The organism is Halobacterium zhouii, assembly GCF_021249405.1.
In the GTDB taxonomy this organism is placed as follows: domain Archaea; phylum Halobacteriota; class Halobacteria; order Halobacteriales; family Halobacteriaceae; genus Halobacterium; species Halobacterium zhouii.
The window spans coordinates 1,311,775-1,330,040 of sequence record NZ_CP089593.1; the positions used below are offsets into that span (position 1 = coordinate 1,311,775).

An 18,266-nucleotide genomic window follows, 5' to 3' on the forward strand; every position below is an offset into this window, starting at 1 on the left:
ACTTCGTGTTGCCAGTGCCGGCCGTCCTTCCCGTTCCAGACCCCGTACAGCGTCACCTTTGGGGCGTGAGCACCCCGAAGCGGATCGTGAAATAGTGCACAAACTCGGTCGCTTCCATCCACGAGCCCCGGGTCGACTGTGATACGTCCACGGGGAACGTGAGGTGTTGGGCGGGCACGCCAGCGTCGGTCGCCCGTTCAATGAACCCGTAGTCGTTGCTCAACAACACCTCCCGAAGTCTCAGAGTTCCCACGAGGCACCCACATCATCTCGTTGCGACGCGAGTTTGTCAGTCGCTGTTGCACGCGTCATCAACAACAGACATTTCGACAGTTCGTGCCGGTCTGAACGCCATTGCGAGTGCCAGGAGGACGAGATTGATACCAACGAGTACGAGGAGCGCGAGGTCGTACGACCCAGTCAGCGTCCGAAACCACCCTGCAAGAAGGGGAGTGATTCCGCCAGCGAGGTAGCCCACACCGATAACAAACGCGCTCAAACGACTCGCCGCCGCAGGTGATGCGGCGTAATCGACGGGGAGCGTGAACGCGAGTGCCGCCGCACCCCCGATTCCAACCCCCATCAGAATCGCCCAGACCCACGGCGCAAGTAGTGGCCGGAGCGTGACGCCGACGAGGCCGACCGCACTCGTGGCGAGTGCGAATGCGAGCGCGGGGCGGCGGTCGGCGGTTCGAAGGCTCACACCGGAAACCACGAGCGCACCGACGACTTGCCCGGCGACTGATACCGTTAACAGGTAGCCAGCGGCTGATGCACTCCAGCCGAGATGGACGTACAGCGGTGCGAGCCACGTCAGTTCCACGAAGTAGATCGCCACGACACCGACGAGCAATCCGGCGAGTAACCACGCCCACGGTCGCCGCCAGGGAAGCGCACTGATCTCCATCCCGGCTGCCGCCCCGGGGTGCTGGTCCCGTTCAGTTATCCCCCGACGGCGTATCGCGAGCCATACGCCACCGCCGAGTACGGCGAGACCACCCCACGTCGCGAGGGCGGTCGTCCACGTACCGAACGCTTCCGCGAGCGGAGCAGTCAGCGCGGATGCGAGACCCGCTCCACCAACGAGGGTCGCCATGTACAGGCCCGTCACGACGCCCGCGTTCTCGGGGAAGTACATCCCGACGAGTCTCGGAAGAACTGCCTGCGCGACCGCGATACCGACACTCACCCCAATCGTCGTCGCGAAGAGGACTATAACGTGTGCACTCCATGCTCGCGCGAACGTGGCAACGGCGATCACTCCGAGCGAGATTGTCGTCACACGCTCACTCCCGAGGCGGTTCGTGAGCATCGGCGTCAAAAACGCGAACACCCCCATACTGAGTGTCGGAATCACGGTGAGGAGGCTTACGCCGACGTATCCCAGTCCGACCGTCGAGCGGATCTGTTCGAGAACTGGTGACACTGAGGCGATCGCTGGCCGGAGGTTGACAGCCGCGAGGAGAAGAGCTGTCAAGATCACTCGCTGTTGAGTCCTTCTATTCATCACGAGATACTCCGAGTGCACTCATACGCACGTACTGTCTTGTGTGGGGGGCGACGTTGGTAAAGTCCAATGAATGCGGCACGGGGCACTGGCCATCGCGGATACGGCGCTGGTTCACGGCATCGACCGGCACGCTTCCCGGTTGGATTCGTTGGTTCGCGAGGCCACTTATGCCGTCACAGCCTACCGTCGTTGTGACCGACACCGACATCCTCTTCGACTCGTTCGACCTCGACGGACTCACCCTCGACAACCGCGTCGGCCTCGCACCAATGACGCGTACGAGCGCGACCGATGACGGGCACGCGACCGAGCAGATGGCCCGCTACTACGCGAGCTTCGCCCGCGGCGACTTCGGCTTCCTCGTCACCGAGGGCACACACCCCGATACCGAGTACAGCCAGGGCTACCCGAACCAGCCCGGTCTCGCAACGGACGCGCAAGCCGACGCTTGGACGCAGGTCACCGACGCCGTCCACGACGCAGGCGCACCCATCTTCGCGCAACTCATGCACGCCGGCGCGCTCTCCCAGGGGAACCGCTACACCGAGGAGACCGCCGGGCCGTCCGTGGTCACCCCGAAGGGTGAACAGCTCCCCATCTACGGCGGTGAGGGCGCGTTCCCGACGCCGAAACGGATGACCACCGAAGAGATCGACGACGCCATCGAGGGGTTCGCGGCCGCCGCCGAGCGCGCCGTCGACGCCGGCTTCGACGGCGTCGAAGTCCACGGTGCGAACGGCTACCTCCTCGACCAGTTCCTCACCGACTACACGAACGAGCGCGACGACGAGTACGGCGGGAGCGTCGAGAACCGCATCCGCCTCACCACTGAGGTCATCGAGGCCGTTCAGGCGCGCACGCCCGACGAGTTCGTCGTCGGCGTCCGCCTCTCCCAGACGAAAGTCAACGACGACGAACACGAGTGGGGCGAAGGCGAACAACAGGCCGAGGTCGTCTTCGAGGCCGTCAGCGACGCCGGTGCCGACTACGTCCACGTCACCGAACCCGACGTCACTGCGCCTGCCTTCGGCGAGACCGGCCCGACGCTCGCTGCGTACGCCGCTGAGTACGCCGACGCGCCCGTCATCGCGAACGGTAACCTCGGCGACCCCGACGCGGCCGTCGACGCGATCGAGGAAGACGACGCCGACCTCGTCGCGCAAGGGACTGCCGCGCTCGCGAACCACGACTGGCCCGCGCGCGTCCGCGACGACGACTCCCTCGACGCGTTCTCCTTCGAGGACCGCCTCCTCCCCGACGCCACCCTCGACGACGACGAAGCCGCCGACGACATCGTCGTTCCCGCCGACGACTGACCCGCCGAACTGGGGGCATTACTGGCCGCTGTAATAACCGGGACGTCGTGGGGGTCTACCACCGGTCATCACCCCACGAGGAGTACGTCTTACGTGCCTCCCGGAACAATTAAATCGCAAGACGGCGGCGAGTCATGATGAAATTCTATTGGCTACTCCTGTGACGTGTAGATGGTTTGTGGCCTGCTACGGGATCAAAACGCAAGAAGGCGAAGAGATTCGGATGTTCCGTCAGGGATTCGAACCGAGTGGAGACGATCGGTCTCACATCGTTCGACCGCTGTGACTCCCCGGGTTCCAATTCTGCCGCGTGCGCTACTCGCGGTCACGTTGTTCGCGTGAGAAGTGCTCCGTCAGGGATTCGAACCCTGGTCCTTGCCGTGAGAGGCCAGTTGGACCAGCCGGTGAAACCCCGCGTTCGGAGATCGTATACCCCTGCCCAACCCCCGTATTGAACCGTAGCAGTAGGAATTACAGTCTGAATATACATAAAGTACCGCTTCATAGCCTGTAAGGCAATCTCGATTTGGCGGACTGAACGACCAACTCGCCTCGAGCTACGTTTCCTGAGTACCGAATGACTGGAACTAGGACGCATCTACAGCAATCACCGCTGAGACTTGGGATCCAAGCGTGTCTGGTGAGCAACGCGTCCCCCGCAAGAACTGTTCGTCTCGAATTTGCCCGTTAGAGGCAGAATGAACCCATCGAATTCGGTAAAACCTACTCAAACAAAGTTAGCGTCCCCCCTCTCCGCGACAGGGAAGACAGATATATCGAAAACCCGTCATAAGAGGTCACTGAAGCCTCCTCTTTCGCGATTCCTCCTCTTCGGAGTGGTGATTGATTTGATCACTAACCTACATAATGCATAGTTGGTCACGTAACGACCAGTATCCCTGATGTAGAAACTGTGCAGCCTCTGCACAGCGTGCATCGAATAACGTTACTGCGTTCTCCGATGTATCCCCGAATGTTATGCCCAACGGTAACAATGAACAAGAGCGGCGTTCTGTGCTGGAAAACCAAGAGCCAGTTGAGCCGTTTTTGGCAGTCCTATTGGCCGGAATAGTGGTGCTCTCCGTCGTCGGTGGCGTGATTGGGTTCTCCAGCGCTGCCGGAGCGTCAGCAGCTACTATTACGATTAAGGCCACGACGACAAAAACCTCAGAAGCACCGGTAAACGCTCTTGCTTACGGCGGACAGCCTATCGAGTTGGAGATCTCGTATTCTGGATTGGGATCGGGGACGCATACGTTGGAGGTGATGGAGGGGGACACATTTGATGACTTTATCATGGAGGTCACGGTGAGTGGAGATAGTGGACAGAAGGAAGTGAGGATTCCTGCTGACAAGTTATGGGAGACGAAGGAATCTGATGCGGAAGTTGGAGCGGCACTGTACGTCAAATGGGGGAGTGCATTTTCAAACGAACTGAGTTTGCTATGGTCACGGACAACAATTTATACGAAAGGGTACCACGACGTTGGCGAGGTGAATGAAGGGGAGGAAGTCACAGTGACCTTTTATGGGTGGTCCGGTGAGGATTCTGTGAATGCCTATCTGTTCGAAGATGACCCATTGCGTGGAGGACAAGACAATATCCTAAAGGAAGACGAACAGATTCGGTTGAAGCAGGTTTCTCCGGAAAATAACTACTTCGAGGGGACGTTTACATTCACACCGAGTGAATATCTGGCGGGCGAAGCAGACGATAATATAATCGAGGTGCAGGCCCGGCCGAATGGAGCGGAGTACACAATTGAGTATCACCAACCCGATTTAGTCCGTAACATCACTGTCATCGAGAGTGCTCCCCCGACAGCAACTCCAACCGCCAGACCAACCACTTCAGCCCAAGAACCTGACGTCGACGGAGACACCGTTGGCATCTCAGTAAATGGTGATTCGTTCACGGAAGACGAGACTGTGAAGGCGGACGTGACCGTTGAAAACACGGGAAACAGCCAACACACGTACTTTCTCGGATTCGGGGTTATTGGCCCAGAGGGGGTCGTTTACGATAACAATGGGTCGACTGGACGAACTATCACGTTGGAACCCGGAGAGCAACGAACAGTTACGGTGAGTTGGAATGTGGAAGTGGATGCACCGTCGGGGAGTTACAGCGTCGGGACGAGTTTGTGGAAGGAAAGCGATCGGTCCGAGTTGACCACTCGGCTTGACTCGATACGAAAGGCCCAGGTATTCGAAATTGCGTCAGCATCCCCATCAGTCTCTTCAACGATACAGACTGAGCCATTAGATTCTACCCAGGCGGCATCAAACACTTTGATAGCCCAGGAAGGCGTCAGTCGATCCACGACTACCGCTCAAGAGGAGGCGGGCAGTCGGTCCACGACTACTACTCCAGAAAGCGTTCCCGGATTCGAGGCTACCACGACTCTTCTGAGTATCCTCCTTCTTATTGTCATCCTCACCCGGCGTTCGAATTGAGACCGGTGGTAGACTCGATGTGTATCTTCACTGGATCCCCTGTCGGGGTTACAGGAGTGCGTCAACAGTTGATCTTGGGATGTTGTCACTGAAGCTCCTCTTGACGCCGACCGACATCAGTAATGCCGTCGGTGCCGTCTACCTTGATCCGGGTTGCCTGATCCCCGATACGTCGATTCGGCACGAAGAATCCACGTCGGATGGCGTGCGCCACGACCTCACCTACTTCGCCAACCTCCACCACTTTGTCCAGTCCATTCGGACTTCGCACTTCGAGACGAACATCCGGGGTGTGAGGGATGTACTCTAACGATCCGGGGGTGTGCATCATGCTCGAACCAGTCATGTAGTCGCCGTACCAGCCAGTCAGCACCGCATTCGTGAACGCCTCATTCGTGATATGCTCAAGAGTCGCGTGATCGGTCCCGACGCCACCGATAAGGGCGAGGGCGATGCGGTCCCGGTGCTTCTCTGGAAGCCTCGTCCCGACATACTGCATCATCGGCGCGATATCTTCGTAGACCCGTGCATCGTTCGTCTCGAACGCTGATTGAATGCGGTCAGCAATCGGGTCCAGCGCCGTCTTGATCGTCTCCTCGTCCCTGCTGCGCAACGCCCGCTTGACCGGTGCAGGATCTACCTCGATGAGATCAATCGTACTGTCAAAGCGCTCGGCGAGTTTCGTCAATTTCCGTGCCAAGACGGGATTCCGCGTGGCGGTGGCAACCCAGTGCGTCCCGGTGGGAATCTCGACCGGCAGTGCACGTAAGCGAGCCTCCACGGAGTCGAGGTTGGCCGCGACGTCCGCCTCGTGCCAGTAAATGTCCTTCACCGGACCGGTCGTGCCGGACGACCGACTTCGGACCAGGTCGTCCGCCGAATAGTGTTCTGGCACTAACTCCGTTGGGTCGAGGTTGCGGAGCGCGTCATCATCGAGACAGTCGAAGGTGGTCCGGAGGTCGGTCCACGTATGGATGTCGGCATAATCGATTCCTTGTTCACGTTGGAGTCGACGGTGATACGGCGCAGTTTCGCCGTGGAGCACGATGCGGTCGCGAAGTTCCACTGGGAGGGTATCTGCCGTGGCGTCCTGTTCCGCCGCTCGCGGAGTATGTTCTGTCATCGCTATTCTCCGATAACCTCGATTTGTTCGATAAGATGAGCGTCGCCGTCGGTCTCGGACGTGGGTGTCACTGTCAGCTCAGCGGTCGCGCCAGTCTCGCGGTACGACGGCGCACTAAGGACCCCTTCGTGCTGAGTTCCAGCGATACCGTCCGTTGTCGTGATCGCTATCTCGAAGCCTTCGTCGCTAGGTATGAACTGCTCGGGAAGGCGATGGGCGACAAGGATTGGTTCATCCGTCGTCGTTAGCTGTTCTTCGAAGGTTTTCCGCGAGCATTCGCCGGGAAACGTGTTCGTGGGAAGCCCCGCAAACGAAGGGACCAACCCGTCGATACCGAGGAATCCTGGACAGTCACTGACGGGGGCGACGTGGTCGTATACTGCGGCTGTCGTCGCCAATACACGCGGAATATCCTGATTGCCTGCTATGTAGTAGAAATCACGCTCCATTTGCTCGAAAAACGCCGCGTAACGGCGGGCCGCACCTTCGTGTACTCGTGAGTCCTGATTGAGAGAACGGACGGCATCAAGAATTCCGGAGATGTCTCCCTGTGTGTAGAGGTCCTTCGTCTCCGGAACAAACGCATCGAGGAGCGACCCCTCTGGGTCGTGGTCAGGCGGTGGCGCAAGCCGCAGGATATCACCGACGCAGATGATGCCATCATGCTCCGGAGCGATGTCAATCGGTACTTCCTGGGGATCCGCCACGACCACGTACGACTGTTGCACCTCTGTCGATGGTGTATGCGTCTTGTCGATGGGGCGCTGCTCCACCGGGTCACGCACCCCCGACACCTCGCTGGTCAACGAGTTGCTGAGGCTTCCCATCGCCCGTATCAATATTATCCACGATCTGGATTGCGAGACGGACGACCTCGGTATTCTCGACCACTTCCGTCAGATGTGAGTTACGCTCAAGGAGCATTGTCCCCAGCGTTTCCGCCGTCGTCATTGGAGTAGTCACGGCCGCCATATCGTCCACAACTTGTCCGACTAACCCCTCGTCTACACTCTCAATCAGGAGGGTGGCGACCTCCTGTCCGGTCGTTGGGTCGTGCTCGACGTGAACCTGGTAGTCTGCAGCGACCGCTTTCAGCTCTGGGTGGCTGTAGATGACGTCCTCGAACGTCTGTGTCGTGAGGTTTACCGCCCCCAAAATGAACTGCCACCCGCTCCGTCGCGGCGGCGTGATCTTACAGTCACTGTCAAGAGGACAGGAGCATGGATTGGCATCCTCGACGATAGATACCACATCGCCGATAGCATAGCGGAGCAGTGGCATCCCAGATTCCGATATTGGGTTCAAGAGGTTTGTCACTACGAGTCTCCCCTGTTCGCCTGCCGGGAGCGGTGCGCCGTCGTCATCCACGACTTCGACGTGGACGGACGTATCGAGAACGTGCAGGAATCCATCTTCTGGACACTCGAAAGCGAAGGCCCCGGCCTCCGTTGATCCGACGTATTCGACGACCTCGGCGTCGTATAAGTCACCCAGTCGTTCCTTTCGACTCTCACTTACGGGCTCACCGACGACTACAACCAGATCGATGTCGGACGCAGCTGGATCGTAACCCGCGTCCCGAAGTTGGTGGCCTTTGGCGTCGATGTGAGACGCAAGGCCGTGCACGACGCTCGGCTGGTGCTCCTGAAGAATTTCCGCTTCTCGGTCCACCGGGTACGGCGTGTTCGCAATGGGAACGGTTGTGCAGCCGAGGCGGGCGAGTCCGCCTTCCGTCCCCATACAGGAGATATTGAGGCCGACGAACGGACAGTAATTGACCACGACATCAGTGGGTGTAACGCCGAAGTGCTCGAAGCCCCGTTGGACATCGTCGTAAATCCTGTCCATCTCGTCGTGACTCTTGAAAATCGTCTTGGGCTGGCCGGTCGTCCCCGACGTGTGGAAGGGGCGCCGAATCTGGGCGTCAGTCGCCTTAAACCGGAATTGATCCGTAACAGGCGGTTGGTTCGCCAATACGTCGGATGGCTCCACGATTGGAAGCTGTGTGAGGTCGTCAGTTGTCTGGGCATCAGTGGGTGTCAGTCCGTTCGCCTGCATCAACTCTCGATAAAATGGTGAATGGTCGTACGCGTACTCGACAGTGTGCTGCAGGCGTGTCTGCTTCAGCGTGGCGTGATCGGCCTCCGTAGCTTCCGGTCGCTTCGTGCCGGTGTGTCTCTTCATTTCTCTCCCCCTCCTACGGCAGTTATATTACTGGAAAATAGTTCAGTGTATTCGGTGCATAGTGTGCAGGGCATACACGGCGTGCGCGGTATGTTGTGGAACCACGCTAGCGATACTCTCAATGAACTGAGGCCGTCGATTACTGCCTTGAATGCTACCTGGTTCGAATGAGCGCCTTGTACCAAAGAATCGTCCGCGAGTTGCTGAACCGCCACGGCCAATCGGCCAACTGACTCAGCGCCCGCAACTGGTGTTGTAGATGTGTCAGCCCAACAAGTGACGTGTCAGACGCCTCCAGAAACTGGACGTGAATCGGCGACTCGCCAGTAACTCAATCTCGTCCACTATCTCCTTCATCGCTCTGCTCTCCGAGAACCGCGAGTGGTCTTGCTTCTTGCTGGTAATTTGCGTACGTTTGTTCAGCCCACTCCCGCACATCCGCCGAATCAGTTTCAAGTAGGGCACGAGGCACGCCCTCATCGTCCTCCGCACCGATCTGTACAGTATCGTCGAGAATACCGAGGTAGTACGGGATCGTCCCCTCGTACACGAACACGTTGTGACCGCCAGACGCTATCTGTTCTTCAAACAAATCTCTGTAGCGGGCGTTCGCGTTTATCGTTTCTTCAATGCCTGGTTCAACCACCGATTCAAAAATCGCGTCTCCGTTGAGTATGCGTGTTCGGACCTCCTCCAGCGGTTGTTGTCCCATCACCGAGAGGAAAATCCGAGCCCTTTCTGTCTGTTTAATCTTTTTCACATGTTCTTGTACAGGAGCGTATGGGTCGTTTGTCGTCGAACAAGTGATCTCCGCGTCCGCAAGCAACCGAAGATCAAGATCAAATTCGTCCGAGGGCAGCCATTTCAAAAACGGTTGGAGTCGCTTCGTTATTCGGACAGTATCCATCACTTCAGAGAACGATTCCGCGACTACCTCACCCGCACAAGTAAGCGTGTACGTACCCTGACTTGAGGCTTGAACCCATCCTCGCTCTTCTAACGTTTCGAGATTTCGGACAAGGGTCGTTCGAACCATGTCGAACTGGTTCTGAAGGGTCTGCTTTTCGATCGTGCCTGCCTCTCGAATCGCCTCCAACAGGCGAACGCGGTTCGGCGATCGGGCTAAAAACTCAATCTCTTCTACCACCCTCTGTTCCTCGCTAACACCACTCATACTCTAGTGATATTGTGCGATAATCCATAAGCGTGTGCGTGGGTCGCACAACGTCCATCCAGGAACCGTCGTTGACAATATCTCGCAAACAGCCTGTTCTCGTAGTTACGAAAGCAAAGTTGATAGCAGAACACCAATCCGTATACTCGGCCGACGCCGACGGAACCTAAACAAAACCGTTGACCTAAATCGTCGCGTCCGCGTTAGAGACATCGTCAAGTTTCCCCAAGCATTCAACGTGGGAATAATTCCGCCGGAGACGACCTCAGTGAGGAGAACTGGGTCAAAGATTCCTTTCGCAACCACCTCGAGATCGCGCTATCATCTATAGCCAACAATCGGCATACTGGGGAAACTGATGGTTTGAAACAGGGTAACCCTGTTTCAAGATTTGCACAGCGTCGTACTCTCGTACAAGTCAGATCACCAGACCCGGTTAACACTCTGTGTATTGGAAGACCGGTTTTAGCTATCCGGTTTTTATATTTTGAGCCGTATCATAGCGTATGAGCCATCAAGCGGAATTAGACGATGCTCAAAACACCTCGATATCCCTCTCGATACCCGCCCCAAACCAGGAATTATTCAAACACAAGGCGACCGACGATGTTCTCCTCTTTTTAACAAACCACCGGTTCAGTCGCTTCTCACTTCGCGAGGTCGCGAACCAAATCGGGCACGCCCAGCAGACCGTCCGCCGAGCCGCCGACACCCTCGTGGATAACGGACTCGTCGTCGAATCACCCGACGGTAATCAGCGACTCGTCCAAATCAACCGGAGTCGGCTCTCGATTCCGGACGATCCGATTCTCCGCATCCCCCAGCCAGAGTTCCAAGCACCTACCAAAGCCGCCGTTGACGAGCTTGTTTCCCATCTAGACGGCGTCGTCGGTGTCATCCTCTACGGGAGTGTCGCCCGTGGCGAAGCTGACCGGCGCAGCGACATCGACCTCTGGGTGCTCACCCAGGGAGAACGAACTGCAAACCAGCGGGAAGCACATGCCATCGCGCGTGACGTCGAAGGCATGGAGTTCGACGGGAACCGGTACGCCTACGACATCGACGTCGAAGCCGTCCAGGCGGTTCCAACGTATTTGGAGGACATCCAGGAAATCGTCGTCTCGGGCATCCCGGTTTACAAGACGGACAACTTCGAGATCGTCGAAAACCTCCTTCTTGAAGGAAGTGACGACAGTGAGTGATATCTGGCCTGCAATTTAGGAGATTGATGGATCAGTCAATGCAATCGGTGGTGAGTCGGCTATTTCGAGAGTGTACGAATTGGCTAGCGTGTCGTATCTCATCCTCGTCTTCTTTGGCGGGGAGAGAAAAACCGCCGGGCCCGTTAAGTTCGCCATTCACGCCCTGTAAGTGAGATTCTGCTCTTGGGATTGTTTATTGTGCCCCACATGGGTGGAGGCTGTAAATTAGTCTCCATTGTCTCATGAATTCGCGAAAATTTCAACGCCAAAGCGAACTGCGGTGGAAAAAGACCATGAGGAACTATTGATGACGACTGATGTCGATTTCGACTCGGTCGCTGTCTTCTCCCTTCTCGGGAACAGACGGCGATTACTCATCGTTGGATATCTCTCCCTGTTCGAGGAAGGTACTTCAGTGGAGGTTCGGCACCTTGCCCGCGTTGTTCGCGGAGTCGAGTTGGGGAAGCCACCACGGTTGGTGAGCTCTAATGATTACGAATCAGCCTACAACTCCCTCATCCAGACTCACCTCCCAAAACTCGCAGCGCACAATGTTGTCGAGTACGATGCCTCGCGTAAGACGCTCTCACCGACACATCGTATTGCTCAATGCGCACTCCTGGCGCAAATCACTCACTACCTCAACTGACGTGGTTTTCAGCGCTACCAATATATGCCTGAAGATGATTCCTCCACTATGAACCGAATCACGCAGACGACTCGACTTGACCGTGTCGAGCATATTCTCGGCAGCGGTACTGGCACTCTCGACTTCGCTATCGAAGGACAGACTGCGTATCATACCTGGGAAGGCGAAGAAGATGATAACTGGGACGTCCAGGGCATCGACTCTATCAAGAACGCGGACGAGGACCGTTTTCTCATCTATCCCGAGGGCGAGTACTTCATGTGCGAGATTGATGTCGATCGTGGTGTCGTTCGCTGTCGATGCGACGAATAGTCGCTATTTGCTTGCCTCGTACTCAGTCCTAACGGCCCAGTCACGGTAGAATGCCCTCCACCGATTCACCGAAAGTCGATACTGGTCGATGTCGCCAGCGGCTCCACTAGATTGCCGTTCCAAGCCCCATACCGTGACAATTGAGCGGTAGGCCATACTAGCACCGTATATACGCTTAACGCCCCTATTATCGTTGGACGGCTAGTCTAATAATGCAATTTCCCCAGTTCTGTCAGAAAGGAACGGTGTCCAGTCTATGACTCACATCGGGCTATTCGCTCGGGAGATGAGCAGTCGTCCTGTCGGGGTTACTTCGACGACTTTTGTCTTGCCGTGTGTTTCCGACGTGACGAGTCCGTGTCGCTCGAGGAGTTTCACGTGTCGGGTCACCGTACTCTTTGAGACGTTAACGGCGGCAGTGATATCAGTGAGCGAAACAGGAGTGTCAAGTCCACGAATTGTATCGAGTGTCGACTTGGCCTGGGCGGGTGCGTTCGCAGTGAGATCCGGCAAGGTTCGCTCGCGGACTTCACCGTCGATATCGCTGAACTGGTAACTCGCGTGAATCTGGTTCGTTTGTGAGAGGGCGGCAACAGTGAGTGGGAGAAAGATGTCGCGGGCACCGCCACCGAAAATGATGACAACCTCCCCGCCGGCAGCGTCGATGAGTGAACCACAGATTCCAATCGCGGTCTCGAAGTCGTCGTGTGGGACCTTAGTCGTCTCAACCTCAACACTAGGTTCTATCTGTTCGACCATCCGACGAACATCGTCGATCGCTTGTGCACCGCGACTATCGTCCGTCGTGGTTGTCGGAATGAGCAGGTTGATACGTGTCTCGCGCTCAATCCCTTGACTGAGGATGGGGCGTGTCACCCGGGTACTATCGTAACCAATTGGAGCGATGTATGTTCGCATTATCCTGTTCCACCTCCGCCATCCACATATCACTGTTGCGTAGCTGTGAAACAGTCCTGAGGAGATCAGGAACGTTGTTTCGCCCTACCCTTCCGATATTAGCAACCACCCTCGGCAAAGAATTATCCCACTCCCACACCAATCGGAATTTATGAAGCGGTTGTCTGTCTTCGACCTGTTTCTGCAATAGAGGTGTTATGATAGATAGGACTAATACGGGAGGGTGATACCTGTTTTCACGAATCACCATGCAGAGGGGGATGATCCGACTGTGACTGAACCGCACCAGCGCGATTCGAATCAGGAGACTAGCCCTGGATTTAAGAGACCTCAATCGCCACCGGTACGCGTGCCCAATTCCGCCGTGACTGAGGATATCCTACGAACAAGAACGTCGACAGTCGTCATACGAGATCCACAACTCCAGAAACGCGCACAACACGCACGTGCCCAACTCCGTAGCATTCCGTTGTTCGACGAACTTGGCGTCGACACTATCGTTCACGCAGACGTATACGACAACGATTTCAAACTCACAGACTACACTCATCGCTCCTCAGAAGACCTCCTCAACACCGTCGACGATGTCGAGTTCCCACTCGTCCACATCACAACTCAACAGGGTATCGAGGAGCACGGCGAAGAGGAACTCGTCCACGAACTACTCAAACGGTCTGCCGAAGAACAGAAGCGTTACATCCTCGTCACTGACACGACATCTCCACGCCTCCCGACGTATATACAGAAACCTGGGCGGTCGCTTGTCGACGACTACGACGTTGCCGTGAGAGACTACGAAACTCTCTCAACACAGTACCTGGAGGACCACGTTGACTCCGCACTCCCCGCATCACAGACGCGCAACCTCCACTATCACCGTGCGTCTGAACACCACAAGCAGCACGACGCACCCGCGGACACTCTCGAGAACATTTTCGACTACACGCGTGCCCCCTCAGGTAGCCCTGTCTGGGAGTCGCTCTACTACTTCATCGAACACGACCTCGAGAACGTCCTCGACGACTATTCCGAGCGCATCCGTGAAGCACTCCGATCGTGGACAGAGCGCGGAGAAACGCAAGACGTGGCAAACCAAATGCTCGACGCTCTGCGCGTTTGCGAGTTTGAAAAAGCACAACTTGAGGCGTACCAGCAGACCAACCCCGGCCTTCGCTGACCATGACTGACTACCAGTATGCAACGAATAAACCAGGCCGAATTCTCATCAACTACAACACCGTTCGTACAGCGGAGCTAAAAACCATCTACGAATCGATGGTCAGCGACCGCACGGTGCAGAATATCGACGCGGACTTCGCTCACGAGAACGAGGAGAACGTTCACGATTGCATCGATTTCCTTCACGCGATTGACCTCCTCGAGCGCGATGGCGACGACCGTGTGGTCTCGCCGCTCAATCGAGACGTATTCCCCGACCTTCCGTTTGAAGCACGCGTTCTCCATCATCTCCGCCAGCAACAGTCGCCCAAGGATCATCTCACCCGAATCCATAACATCGCTCTCGAAACCGCCAATCGGTCGGTCACTCTCGATGTGCTCCTTCCGCAGGTGAAAGGAAGCCTCGACGGGTACGACTTCTCGTGGAACGAGACGAAACTCCGCATGTGGCGAGCACTCAGTACACAACTTGGAGTAGTCTCCGAAACTAAAACGCGGAGCGTGATTCTAAGTCCGTGTCGCCGCCTCCTCTATGACCTCCTCGCACTCCACGAGCAACGGAAAGAGACGGCCGACCTGTACAGCGCACTCTCGTGGATCGAGGAGAGCTTCTTCAACGTCTTCGAGACGACGACCGGCTCACCGCGAGTGCATCCTGCAATCTCGGATGTCCTTCAGAATATGGAGTCCGAAGACGTTCTCGAGTTCCAGGGGATGTCGGACGCAAAGAGCGAAGTTACACTACCTGAATCCGTGCACACTCAGACCTCACGTTCGGTCAGCGTCTACGACCTCGAACCGATGCCTGACTCGCCCGCCTACCAGTACCCGCTCGCGCAGTTCGAACAGGTGATTACGCAATGAGTTCGATGCCAAAACTTTGGGACGACAGCGTCGTCCGCGACTACCTGACACCAGAAGCCCACCAGAAATCACGCGACCAGTTCCTCAAAACGCACATCGATATCGACAAGATTCGAGCGGACTACCTCTTCCCCCACGAGGGGGCCGACGAGTTCGTCACTCAAGAGGAGTTCCGCGATTCCATCCTCAAATCTAACATCGATGACGACAACCGGATTTTCATCCTCCGTGGCGAAACAGGGAGTGGGAAGAGCCAACTTTGCCAGTGGCTCGAGTACCAGATTGGCGCTGAACCCGAGGAAGGAGATGAGACCCACATCGCGCTCCATGTCTCCCGCAGTAAGACGGGGATTGGCGACATTCTCGACATCATCTCCGGGCCGATCGATACCGACGTCACGGTGAGCAACGTCTCCGACCTCGACCCTGAGAAGGTCGCGGATGCGATCATCACCACGCTTCAGGCGTTCGGCGCTGGAATGGAACAGTTCAGCGAGGACGAGATCGAGGCTCTCACCGCGGACCGCTCGAACTCGCCTGATCTTCGGACAATCCTTAAGCGAAATATCGACCAGTATCAGGAGTCAGCGTCGAGCGAGGGAGAAAAGCGGATGTCTGACCTCATCACGAAAAAAGACTACAAGGACCTCTCGATGGCCGCGTTCGGGTCAGTGCAGGGTGCCGAAACGCTCTTCCCCGCACTACAGAGCCAGGTCCACGAGATTCTCTCCCGAAACCTCGGTGTCGAAGATTTCCAGGGGAAACTCGAAGAACTCTCCGAGGAATACAAGGAACGCGGCCTCCGGCCAGTGCTTATCTGCGAGGACCTCACGACATTCACGGTCCTCAAGGAGCAGCTCCTTGACCACATCTTCCAACTGGACAGCGGTCACTATGACGTCGTGCTTGGCTGGACGTCGGGTTGGGAGAAGGACGACCTCTCCCGCGCGCTCGGTACCAGTCAAGGAATCAGTACGTACATGGAGGATCGAGCGGAGGGCTACCTCAGTACGACGGACGAAGACGGTCGGGCGTACTTCCTCGACGACGACATCACGGTCAAACTTGCCCGGAAGTACATGTCGACCATCATTGAGGAATCGGAGAGCGACTCGTCGCTCTCCGATGATGTCCTCGAGGCATTCGATGGACTATACCCGTTCAACGAGACCTTCATTGAAGAGTCATACAACCACCTTATTCAGGATGGTAATAAGCGCCGTACGCCTCGCCTCTTGCTGATGCGAGTCATTCGGGAGTGTCTCAGCTCGACTGTCCCACCCTTCGAGGCTATCGAGGATAACCCGTACGTCGAACCGTTCCCCTCCCCAGTTGATCTCTCGTACTCGGACAGCCTCCAGCAACTCGGCAAGTGGTACGGGAGCGCAACGACGGATCGCCGCCTTCGCGTCCGCGGCCAAATCGCGGACACGTTCGATATTTCTCTCACAGACGTCGATGTCGACGACGACTGGGCTTACTTCCAAGCGGACGTCCCTTCCCCTACACTTAATCTCGGTGTTAGTGAGGGGAACCTCCATCCCAGCGAATACATCACGCTACGGGCAACACTTGACGGGCGGGGCGAAGACGCTGTCACCATTCGTCGCGACAGCGAAGATCTTGCGACAACCGACGAGGATGGTCTCGTCTCTGTTCGACTTCCGGACGAAGACGGAGATGTCACGTTCCAAGCCGAGAAAGACGGAACGATAGATACGACGACGGTAACTGTCGTCGATCCGGAGGGGGGAGACGACGAGGTAACAGTTTCGCTCACGACCAATCCAGAGGAACCGACCGTAAGTGATGAAGTCACCGTCACAGCGCGCGTGAACGGTGAGCCGCGTAGTAGTGTGCGCGTTCTGGTCGATGGTCGTGAGCTCGGGGAAACCCGAAGTAACGGGAAGGTACACTTCAACGCCCCCGATTCCGACTCGGCTACTGTCGAGGCCGTCTACGACGACGTATCCGATGAGACTACGATCGATATCAAGAGTCCCGATATCCATATTCCCGTCGGCACGGATCTCGACTCGACGACAGTTAAGGAGTACCTCCTCCAGTATCGGGACTGGATCAAGGTCGGCGATACGTACGATAGTTCGACAGTCCTCCGAGAGGGGGCCGCTGGTGCTCTCAACGAGTGGCACGATCCGACGCTCCTCGGGAATTTAAACGCACGAAATGATGGGGTCCATGGTATCTACTACACACGAAGTTCCGATGTCCCTGTCTCCATTGTGGGCCCTGACGAGCGCAAGGGTCTGAGCTTCAATCTCGACTTCGGCGTCGAATACGACGATATCTACGAACCGCTGTTCTGGTACGGCATCAGTGAGTCCGGCGAGTTCCCTCAGGAGGACAAGTATGACCTCAACTATGACTTGCTCCGTGCGTGGACCGACAAGCAGGTTGCGGATTTTCGGGCCGAGATGCGCGCCGACATAGAGGGGTGCATCGACCCGATGACGCTCGAGGAATTCACCGTGCTCGCGCAGTTCCTCATCCTCAACGCGACGACTGGACGGCGTAAGGTTGAGGCTGACATGATGTTTGAGGAACCGCCTCAGCAAAATGACGACGATGTCTACGTTCCTGGTCTCCACCACAAGCAACCATCTGATCTACAGGACGCTACAAAGGGCCTTTTCAAGTCCCGAAAGGCGCCGTATAACCTCGCGCAGGGACTGTTCCTTCTCAAATCAAACGTCGTCGACCATCAACGTCTCTCAAAGGCGATTGAGAGCGTCTCGGAGAACCTGGACCGCTATCTACTACAGGCCATGCAAATCGACACTGCGGATCTCCCCAGTGCCTACCAAATCAGCACAACTCGTTCGACAGGCTACGGCGTCGACGACTTGTTCGATCGCGTGAAAAAATATGCGACAGCACTTGACAACATCTCGGCCGAGCAGAACGCCGCTCACGTCACCGAAACCATTGAAACGGTCACGACATACTACAGGCCAGACCAAGACCAAGAAGACCTCCACGACATACTCGATCGACTCCACGACATCCTTGACCAATTAGACGCAAGTAAGTACAAGTCGTGGAGAGAAGCCCGCAAAGCGGTGGCGAGTAACGAGGATGTTGACTTGGCGCGATTCCGCCAGCGGATGCGAACGTTCGAGGACATCTCCAAAAAAGAGAGGTACGAACTCATCGCAATAATTCACGACTATAAGGAGAGTCAGTCGGCAGAACCGGCGTGGGATGTCTACGAAGCGATTGCGGAGATGATGGAGGAAGCGGATGACGTTGTGCTCCCTGAAGACGCCGGCTTCCGTGAACGCGTTAGGAAACTTTCAGAATTCGAGACGTACGAACAACGACGGAATGAACTTGAAACCACACTCGGGGGGAACTAAC

At 56.6% G+C, this 18,266-nt stretch carries 14 protein-coding genes; 8 read left to right on the forward strand and 6 right to left on the reverse strand.

Annotated features, from left to right (window positions below; all coding sequences use genetic code 11):
• Positions 1-289: 289 nt before the first annotated feature.
• Positions 290-1,426 carry an MFS transporter gene (locus LT970_RS06760; RefSeq protein ID WP_232685674.1) on the reverse strand — a complete coding sequence of 379 codons (1,137 nt, stop codon included), beginning with the start codon at positions 1,424-1,426 and terminating at the stop codon, positions 290-292.
• A 251-nt stretch (positions 1,427-1,677) separates the two neighbouring features.
• Here LT970_RS06760 and LT970_RS06765 point away from each other — a divergent pair, with 251 nt between their 5' ends.
• Together LT970_RS06765 and LT970_RS06770 are read left to right on the forward strand one after the other, a co-directional pair.
• The gene (locus LT970_RS06765) at positions 1,678-2,826 is read left to right on the forward strand and encodes an NADH:flavin oxidoreductase (RefSeq protein ID WP_232685675.1); all 1,149 of its coding nucleotides are present in this window, start codon (positions 1,678-1,680) and stop codon (positions 2,824-2,826) included.
• Between the two features lie 1,074 nt (positions 2,827-3,900).
• The gene (locus tag LT970_RS06770) at positions 3,901-5,283 is read left to right on the forward strand and encodes a COG1470 family protein (protein WP_232685676.1); all 1,383 of its coding nucleotides are present in this window, start codon (positions 3,901-3,903) and stop codon (positions 5,281-5,283) included.
• A gap of 85 nt (positions 5,284-5,368) precedes the next feature.
• Here LT970_RS06770 and LT970_RS06775 read toward each other — a convergent pair whose 3' ends face one another.
• The 4 genes from LT970_RS06775 to LT970_RS06790 all read right to left on the reverse strand — a co-directional run bounded on the left by LT970_RS06775 (position 5,369) and on the right by LT970_RS06790 (position 9,764).
• Positions 5,369-6,349 (reverse strand): hypothetical protein, encoded by a 981-nt coding sequence (locus LT970_RS06775; protein WP_232685677.1) that lies wholly within the window; start codon positions 6,347-6,349, stop codon positions 5,369-5,371.
• 59 nt (positions 6,350-6,408) lie between these two features.
• Positions 6,409-7,191 (reverse strand): hypothetical protein, encoded by a 783-nt coding sequence (locus LT970_RS06780; protein ID WP_232685678.1) that lies wholly within the window; start codon positions 7,189-7,191, stop codon positions 6,409-6,411.
• Positions 7,184-8,590 (reverse strand): phenylacetate--CoA ligase family protein, encoded by a 1,407-nt coding sequence (locus tag LT970_RS06785; RefSeq protein WP_232685679.1) that lies wholly within the window; start codon positions 8,588-8,590, stop codon positions 7,184-7,186. Before LT970_RS06785 ends, LT970_RS06780 begins: the two co-directional genes overlap by 8 nt.
• A gap of 331 nt (positions 8,591-8,921) precedes the next feature.
• Entirely contained in the window at positions 8,922-9,764 is an 843-nt protein-coding gene (locus LT970_RS06790) for a helix-turn-helix transcriptional regulator (RefSeq protein WP_232685680.1), read from the reverse strand.
• 506 nt (positions 9,765-10,270) lie between these two features.
• On the opposite strand from LT970_RS06790, the gene LT970_RS06795 reads away from it, so the two are divergent.
• The 3 genes from LT970_RS06795 to LT970_RS06800 all read left to right on the forward strand — a co-directional run bounded on the left by LT970_RS06795 (position 10,271) and on the right by LT970_RS06800 (position 11,927).
• Positions 10,271-10,966 (forward strand): nucleotidyltransferase domain-containing protein, encoded by a 696-nt coding sequence (locus LT970_RS06795; protein WP_232685682.1) that lies wholly within the window; start codon positions 10,271-10,273, stop codon positions 10,964-10,966.
• Positions 10,967-11,273: 307 nt separating this feature from the next.
• Positions 11,274-11,615, forward strand: a complete 342-nt coding sequence (locus LT970_RS14705) for a DUF7344 domain-containing protein (RefSeq protein WP_432419594.1) — start codon at positions 11,274-11,276, stop codon at positions 11,613-11,615.
• Positions 11,616-11,663: 48 nt separating this feature from the next.
• Positions 11,664-11,927 (forward strand): hypothetical protein, encoded by a 264-nt coding sequence (locus LT970_RS06800; RefSeq protein ID WP_232685683.1) that lies wholly within the window; start codon positions 11,664-11,666, stop codon positions 11,925-11,927.
• A gap of 261 nt (positions 11,928-12,188) precedes the next feature.
• Here the strand turns inward: LT970_RS06800 and csa3 are convergent, their stop codons facing one another.
• On the reverse strand, positions 12,189-12,845 hold the full coding sequence (csa3, locus tag LT970_RS06805) for a CRISPR-associated CARF protein Csa3 (protein WP_232685684.1): 657 nt from the start codon (positions 12,843-12,845) through the stop codon (positions 12,189-12,191).
• Positions 12,846-13,194: 349 nt separating this feature from the next.
• On the opposite strand from csa3, the gene LT970_RS06810 reads away from it, so the two are divergent.
• From LT970_RS06810 to LT970_RS06820, 3 genes are read left to right on the forward strand one after another with little or no spacing between them, the layout of a single operon-like run.
• Positions 13,195-14,022: a hypothetical protein gene (locus LT970_RS06810; RefSeq protein WP_232685685.1), complete on the forward strand. Its 828-nt coding sequence runs from the start codon at positions 13,195-13,197 to the stop codon at positions 14,020-14,022.
• 2 nt (positions 14,023-14,024) lie between these two features.
• Entirely contained in the window at positions 14,025-14,888 is an 864-nt protein-coding gene (locus tag LT970_RS06815; protein WP_232685686.1) for a hypothetical protein, read from the forward strand.
• The gene (locus LT970_RS06820; RefSeq protein WP_232685687.1) at positions 14,885-18,265 is read left to right on the forward strand and encodes a hypothetical protein; all 3,381 of its coding nucleotides are present in this window, start codon (positions 14,885-14,887) and stop codon (positions 18,263-18,265) included. Before LT970_RS06815 ends, LT970_RS06820 begins: the two co-directional genes overlap by 4 nt.
• Position 18,266 lies beyond the last annotated feature (1 nt).